We start from the raw sequence: 6,398 nt of genomic DNA, 5'->3' as shown, positions 1-6,398 counted from the left end.
GAGCCAGGCCGAGAGCTTCTCGGCATAGGGGTCAAGCTTGCTCGGACTCACACGCTTGGCATAGCGCGGCTCGGCCGCCTCCGCGCGCAGATACTTCTTGATGGTATTGCGAGACAGGCCCGTGCGCCGGGCTATCTCGCGGATGGACAGTTGCTCGCGCAAGGCCCAACGTCTGATGACACTCAGTGTCGCCACGTCAATCACTCCTATTGCTCCTGCCACCAAAAGCAGCAGGTTAGGGTTCTTACGTGGGTCAGATTTGGATGGAAATTACCGGGCCAAGTGGGTCAGTTCTGGATGGAAATCAACAAACGTCCGACCTCGCCGCCCAGCCACCCGCCGGAAGATCCTGGCGCAGCGGCCGGGTCGGCGAAGGTGGATTCCCCAATGAACACAGGGCCTGGGAGCCCCTGATCGCGTTCCGGGGCATCGAGGCCCCAGGCCAGCTCGTTTCCGGCCCAGAATGACCGTTCTAGCCCTCCAATCCGCTCATTTGCTGCCAAACCCAGCGCCGAGGGGTTCAACAGGCCGATCGTTCGCAACCCCGCGCCGCGACTAGGTTTTTCCATCTTGCCGCTCAGCAGTCCCCGCCGCCAAAACGGTCACCTCCCCACAAGGCGCGAAGCCGGCGGCCTACCGGCCGCTCGCGATCACCACCAGGCCGGCCAGAATCAGCGCGCCGCCCAGGGCCTTGGCAGCGTTGAGCGTCTCGCCCAGCACCAGCCACGCCAGCAGCAGCGCAACGACGACACTGCCTTTGTCGATCAGTGCGACCGTGGAGACCTCGCCGGCCTTGATGGCCTTGTAGTAGAAGACCCACGAGAGCGCCGTCGTCACGCCCGAGAGGCCCAGCCACAGCAGGTTCGTCGCGGTGAGCATGCCGAGTTCCCTGCCCGGCACCACGACCGCCGCGAAGAGCAGAACGAACACGAACACGAAGCACGTCCGGACCGCCAGCCCCAGGTCACCCGAAATGCCCGTCAGGCCCAGCTTCGCGATCACGGACGTGAAGCCGGCAAAGACCATCGACAGGACGGCATACCAAACCCATCGCTCCATGGACTCCTCCTGGCTCAAGCACCCGGTGCCTCGCAGATCGACACGACCGCGGCGGCAAGACTTGGGTGACGATGGATGATGCTACCCGGCCCCTCGCGAACGGGCCGCCGCGCCCAGGCGCGGCAGCAGCCTGATGTAGACCAGCTCGCAGGCGAGTTCCACGAGCGTCTGCATCACGATGACCGCCGGAACGACCGGCATCGCACCCGGCACCGCCAGGCCCAGCGGCAGCACGACCAGCGAGTTGCGCGTCGCCATGCTGAAGGCGGCCGCGCGGGACTGTTCGGCGGGAAGACGCGCCGCCCGGCCGAGCGCCCACCCCAGGAGCGGCGCGACGATGCCGAAGGCCACGTAGATCGGCGCCACGGTCCACACGGCCTGGGCCGCCTGCCCCAGTTGCGGCACGACGGAGGCGACCACGACGAACAGGACGGCGGCGGTGGCGGGCACGGGAAGCAGCCCCAGACGCCCGGCCGCACGCCTGCCCGCGGCATGCCGCCCGGCCCAGGCCTGGCACAGGCCCGCCAGCGCCAGCGGCACGACGATCAGCCACGCGAAGGCATGCAGGAACGGACCCGCGCGGACCAGGCCCGCCGCCTGCCCGCCCAGGAAGCAGCCGAGGTAGAGGGGCAGCGCCAGCATCTGGCAGGCCAGCAGCACGGGTGTCGCGGCGAGCAGCGACCGGGCATCCGCCCGCCCCAGGTGCGCGAAGGTGACCACGTAGTCGATGCACGGGGTCAGGAGGACCAGCAGCACGCCCACGCGCACCAGCGGATCGGGCGGCAGCCAGGGGAACAGCACCGCCACGAAGACCGGCACCACCAGGAAGTTGCCGAGCAGCAGGACGAGCACGAACCGGATGCCGGTCAGCGCCTGCCGCAACTCGGTCAGCGGCACCTGCAGGAAGGTCGCGAACAGCATGAGCGCCAGCAGGGGTTCGATCGCGGCCGACAGGGCGGCGGCCGAGGGCCACAGCCAGCCCAGGACGGCCGCCGCCACCACGGCGGCGAAGTAGATCCGCACCTGGCGCGCCTCCAGCGCGGCGCGCACGTCGGCCGCAGGGCCTGCGCTCACAGCTTGAAGGCCACCACCTCCTGCCGCTGCTCGCCCAGCCCCTCGATGCCCAGCGCCATCACGTCGCCCTTCTTCAGGAACACGGGCGGCTTCATGCCCATGCCCACGCCGGGCGGCGTGCCGGTGGTGATGATGTCGCCCGGCTCCAGCGTGTTGAGCTGACTCACGTAGCTCACCAGGCGGGCGACGTTGAAGATCATGGTCTTCGTGTTGCCGGTCTGCATGCGCTGGCCGTTGACGTCGAGCCACATCGCGAGCTTCTGCGGGTTGGGCACCTCGTCGCGCGTGACCAGCCAGGGGCCGACCGGGCCGAAGGTGTCGAAGCCCTTGCCCTTGTCCCAGGTCAGGCCGTGCTCGAGCTGCCATTCGCGCTCGCTCACGTCGTTGACCACGCAGTAGCCGGCGACGTGCCTGAGCGCGTCCTTCTGCGTCACGCAGCGCGCGCGCGTGCCGATGACCACGCCCAGCTCCACCTCCCAGTCGCCCTTGACCGAGCCCTTGGGCAGCATCACCGGATCGTTGGGCCCCTGCAGGCAGCTCACCGCCTTGGTGAAGACCACCGGCTCGGCCGGGATCGGCATGCCCGACTCGGCGGCATGGTCCGCGTAGTTCAGGCCGATGGCGATGAACTTGCGCGTGCCGGCCACCGGGCAGCCGTAGCGCGGCTTGCCCTTGACCAGCGGCAGCTTCGCCTCCTTGATCCTGGCGATCTTCGCCAGCGCGGCGTCGCCGAGCTGCGCGGGGCCGATGTCGGGCACCACCGCGCTCAGGTCGCGCAGCAGGCCCTGGCTGTCGATGAGGCCGGGCTTTTCCTTGCCGGGCTTGCCGTAGCGCACGAGCTTCATGAGAGGTCTTTCCTTTCTTGTTGCGAATCGAATCAGTAGGTGGAGCGGCCGCCGGAGAGGTCGAACACGGCGCCGGTGGAGAACGAACACTCGTCGGTGCACAGCCAACCCACCAGCGCGGCGACTTCCTCGACGGTACCAAAGCGGCCCATGGGAATCTTCGACAGCATGAAGCCGATGTGTCCGGGCGTCATCTGGTCGAAGATGGCGGTCTTCACCGCGGCCGGCGCCACGCAGTTGACGCGGATGCCGGTGGCAGCCAGTTCCTTGCCGAGCGACTTGGTCAGCGCGATCACCGCCGCCTTGCTCGCACTGTAGGCGCTGGCGTTGGGATTGCCTTCCTTGCCCGCCACCGAGGCGATGTTGACGATGCGCCCGTCGCCGCGCTCGCGCATGTGCGGCACCACCTCGCGGCAGCACAGGAACAGCCCGGTGACGTTGACCTCCATCACCTCGCGCCAGGCGTCCGCCGGGTAGTCCCACACGGTGGCGTTGGGGCCGGTGATGCCGGCGCTGTTGACCAGCGCGTCGATGCGGCCGGCGCGCGCCAGCGTGGCCTGCACGGCCCCGGCGACGGCGGCCTGCCGCGTCACGTCCACGCCGAGGGCGGCGGCCTGCGGGCCGAGTTCGCGTGCGGCCTGCGCGGCGGCGGCCTCGTCACGGTCCCACAGCGTGACGCTGCCGCCCGAGGCGATCAGCCGCTGCGCGATGCCGTAGCCCAGCCCCGAGGCGCCGCCGGTCACCACCGCGTGGCGGCCGCGGAAATCGAGCTGGTTCATATGGTGATGCCGCCGTCGACGCTGAAGGCCTGGCCGGTGGCGAAGACCGACTCGTCGCTGGCAAGGAAGACGACCACCGGCGCGATCTCCTCGGCCTGCGCCAGCCGGCCCATGGGCTGCCGGGCGACGAAGGCGCGGCGCGCGGCCTCCGGGTCAGCGTTGGCGGCGATGCGCTCGCCCAGCGAGGGCGTGTCGACCGTGCCGGGACACACCGCATTGCAGCGGATGCCCTGCGCCACGTAGTCGGCCGCCACGCTCTTGGTCAGGCCCAGCACCGCGGCCTTGGTGGTGCCGTAGACGAAGCGGTTGGGCAGCCCCTTGATGCTGGAGCACACGCTGGCCATGTTGATGATGCTGCCGCGCCCGGCCTTCAGCATGGCCGGCAGCGCCGCCTGGATCGTCCACATCTGCGCACGCACGTTCAGCCGGAAGGCGAAGTCCAGCTCGTCGTCGGTGGCCTGCAGGGCGGTGCCGTTGTGCACCACGCCGGCGCAGTTGAACAGCACGTCCAGTGCCGGCAGCCCGCCGATCAGCGCGTCGATGGCCGCCTTGTCCAGCACGTCCAGCCGCGCGGCGCGCACGTTGGCCACGCCGGCGTAGGCCTGCAGCAGCGACTCGTTCACGTCCGTCGCCCAGACCTGCGCGCCTTCGGCCGCCATGGCCAGCGCGCTCGCGCGACCGATGCCCTGCCCGGCGGCCGTGACCAGCGCCGTCTTGCCCTTGAGCCTCATCCTCTTCGTCTCCTTGCTTGGCTGCGCCAGCCGTTCGGGTTAGGCCGGATTCCGCAACCGGTTTCAGAGGCCGTATTCTGGAATTGGCCTGACCACTTGTCCACTTCAGGACAACCCTGCCCTCTTTTCCCCACGTGCCCATCCAGTCCGTCGAACCCCAGCGCCTGTACCGCCAGATCGCGGAGCAGTTGCGCGCGCTGATCGCCGGTGGCGAGTTCGCCGCCGGCACGCGCCTGCCCGCCGAACGCGACCTGGCGCGCCAGCTCGGCGTGAGCCGGCCCTCGGTGCGCGAGGCGCTGATCGCGCTGGAGGTGGAAGGCTGGGTCGAGGTGCGCACCGGCTCGGGCGTGTACGTGCTGGAGCGGACGCGCCGCACCAGCCAGCCGGCGGCGGCCGCCAACGAGTGGGGGCCGCTGGAGCTGATCCGCGCCCGCCGCGTGGTGGAGGGCGAGACCGCCGCCATCGCCGCGCAGCAGCGCAAGCGCGCGCACGTCGAGGCGATGGACCGGGCCATCGCCGACATGCGCGGCATGGCCGACCGCTGCGTCATGCCGCTGGAGGGCGACCGGGCCTTCCACCTCGCCATCGTCGACGCCTGCGGCAACGCGGTGCTCAGCGAGACCGTCCAGGGCTTCTGGGATTCGCGCCGCGGCCCGATCTTCACGCGCCTGGGCGGCTACTTCGAGACGGTGAAGTCCTGGCGCTCGGCCATCGCAGAGCACCAGGCGATCCGCGACGCCATCGCCGCGCGCGACGCGGCGGCCGCCCGCAGCGCGATGCACGAGCACATGGACAAGTCCCACCAGAGATTCAGCGCGAGCTGGCGCCGCGCCAAGGCTTCCTGAGCGCCAGCACCCACCACCCCAAGAAGGAGACAAGAGCATGCCATCCCGACGAATCGCCATCCAGACCCTCGCGGCCTGCGCCGTGATCGCAGCCGCGGCCGCCGGCCCCGCCGCGGCGCAGGCGCAGACCAAGCTCAAGTGGGCGCACGTGTACGAGACCTCCGAGCCCTTCCACAAGTATTCGGTGTGGGCCGGCGAGGAGATCAAGAAGCGCACCAACGGCAAGTACGAGATCACGGTGTTCCCCGCCTCCACGCTGGGCAAGGAGGCCGACATCAACCAGGGCCTGACGCTGGGCACGGTGGACATCGTGCTCACCGGCGCCAGCTTCGCAGGCCGCAGCTACACGCCGCTGGCCATCACCTACTTCCCCTTCATCTTCCGCGACGCCGAGCACCAGCTGAAGTTCGCCACCAGCGACGTGTTCAAGGAACTGGCCAAGGGCTACGACGAGAAGACGGGCAACCACATCACGGCGCTGAACTACTACGGCGCGCGCCACGTCACCAGCAGCGCCAACCGGCCGGTGGCCAAACCGGAGGACATGAAGGGCCTGAAGATCCGCGTGCCCGACGCGCCGGCCTACCTGGCCTTCCCGCGCGCGCTCGGCGCCAACGCCACGCCGATCGCCTTCGCCGAGGTGTACCTGGCGCTGCAGAACGGCACGGTGGACGCGCAGGAGAACCCGCTGCCCACCATCGAGGCCAAGAAGTTCTACGAGGTGCAGAAGAACATCTCGCTGACGGGCCACATCGTCGATTCGCTGCTGACGATCGTCTCGGGCAACCTGTGGAGCCGCCTGTCGGCCGACGAGAAGAAGATCTTCACCGACGTGATGCAGGAGGCCGCCGAGAAGACCGGCCGCGAGATCATCGCGTCGGAGGCGCGCCTGGTCGAGGAGTTCAAGAAGCGCGGCAACAACGTGATCACGGTGGACAAGAACGCCTTCCGCGAGGCGGTGCTGAAGAACACCAAGCCGACCGACCACGGCTACCGGCAGCAGGACTACGACCGCATCATCGCGATCAAGTAGCCCACCCCCGTTTGGCGGGCCTCACTGCGTGT

General features: G+C 69.3%; 9 protein-coding genes. 2 read left to right on the top strand and 7 right to left on the bottom strand.

Annotated elements, in window-relative coordinates; genetic code table 11:
* The 7 genes from Q392_RS32475 to Q392_RS27425 form a co-directional block, all read right to left on the bottom strand.
* On the bottom strand, nucleotides 1-204 hold a 204-nt coding region (locus tag Q392_RS32475; protein ID WP_211260326.1), incomplete at its 3' end, for a helix-turn-helix domain-containing protein.
* Nucleotides 205-287: 83 nt separating this feature from the next.
* Entirely contained in the window at nucleotides 288-569 is a 282-nt protein-coding gene (locus tag Q392_RS33235) for a hypothetical protein (protein ID WP_157008381.1), read from the bottom strand.
* A 64-nt stretch (nucleotides 570-633) separates the two neighbouring features.
* A complete protein-coding gene (locus Q392_RS27445; protein ID WP_038216232.1) occupies nucleotides 634-1,059 on the bottom strand; it encodes an EamA family transporter in 426 nt (141 codons plus the stop codon).
* 81 nt (nucleotides 1,060-1,140) lie between these two features.
* Nucleotides 1,141-2,133: an arsenic resistance protein gene (locus tag Q392_RS27440; RefSeq protein WP_038216230.1), complete on the bottom strand. Its 993-nt coding sequence runs from the start codon at nucleotides 2,131-2,133 to the stop codon at nucleotides 1,141-1,143.
* Nucleotides 2,130-2,978: a fumarylacetoacetate hydrolase family protein gene (locus tag Q392_RS27435; protein WP_038216228.1), complete on the bottom strand. Its 849-nt coding sequence runs from the start codon at nucleotides 2,976-2,978 to the stop codon at nucleotides 2,130-2,132. Before Q392_RS27435 ends, Q392_RS27440 begins: the two co-directional genes overlap by 4 nt.
* A 32-nt stretch (nucleotides 2,979-3,010) precedes the next feature.
* On the bottom strand, nucleotides 3,011-3,757 hold the full coding sequence (locus tag Q392_RS27430; protein ID WP_038216227.1) for an SDR family NAD(P)-dependent oxidoreductase: 747 nt from the start codon (nucleotides 3,755-3,757) through the stop codon (nucleotides 3,011-3,013).
* The gene (locus tag Q392_RS27425; RefSeq protein ID WP_038216225.1) at nucleotides 3,754-4,488 is read right to left on the bottom strand and encodes an SDR family oxidoreductase; all 735 of its coding nucleotides are present in this window, start codon (nucleotides 4,486-4,488) and stop codon (nucleotides 3,754-3,756) included. Before Q392_RS27425 ends, Q392_RS27430 begins: the two co-directional genes overlap by 4 nt.
* 134 nt (nucleotides 4,489-4,622) lie before the next feature.
* Between Q392_RS27425 and Q392_RS27420 the strand changes: the two genes are divergently transcribed.
* Nucleotides 4,623-5,333 carry a FadR/GntR family transcriptional regulator gene (locus Q392_RS27420; protein WP_038216222.1) on the top strand — a complete coding sequence of 237 codons (711 nt, stop codon included), beginning with the start codon at nucleotides 4,623-4,625 and terminating at the stop codon, nucleotides 5,331-5,333.
* A gap of 37 nt (nucleotides 5,334-5,370) precedes the next feature.
* Nucleotides 5,371-6,366 (top strand): sialic acid TRAP transporter substrate-binding protein SiaP, encoded by a 996-nt coding sequence (locus Q392_RS27415; RefSeq protein WP_084217444.1) that lies wholly within the window; start codon nucleotides 5,371-5,373, stop codon nucleotides 6,364-6,366.
* Nucleotides 6,367-6,398 lie beyond the last annotated feature (32 nt).

The organism is Xenophilus azovorans DSM 13620, assembly GCF_000745855.1.
Taxonomy (GTDB): domain Bacteria; phylum Pseudomonadota; class Gammaproteobacteria; order Burkholderiales; family Burkholderiaceae_C; genus Xenophilus; species Xenophilus azovorans.
The sequence above is the reverse complement of the archived record's forward strand: the minus strand, read 5'-3'. Positions and strand labels throughout refer to the sequence as shown.